Source organism: Nostoc sp. CCY 9925, assembly GCF_963920935.1.
Classification (GTDB): Bacteria; Cyanobacteriota; Cyanobacteriia; order Cyanobacteriales; family Nostocaceae; genus Nostoc.
Window position 1 is genome coordinate 1 of the sequence record NZ_CAWUDO010000349.1, and the last position, 213, is coordinate 213.

Sequence of the window (213 nt, forward strand, 5' to 3'; positions counted from 1 at the left end):
CTGTCCGCCGAGACGAACCTGAACGGCGTCGCGTCCAAGGTGACAGCGAAGCTGACGGGCGCCACGATGGTCTGGGATGGCGTGAATGGCCGTTTCGTGGTAACGAGCTCCACCACGGGCGCGACTTCGATGGTGGGCTATGGAACCGCGAACACCACCGGCGAGGACGTTTCCGGGCTTCTGGGCCTGACGCAGGCTCTGTCGGCGGTGCCG

1 protein-coding gene is annotated in these 213 nt (G+C 66.2%); it reads left to right on the forward strand.

What is annotated here, in order from left to right:
* Nucleotides 1-213: DUF3383 family protein (locus ACM0OY_RS40715; RefSeq protein ID WP_414574351.1), on the forward strand; the 213-nt coding region annotated here is incomplete at both ends.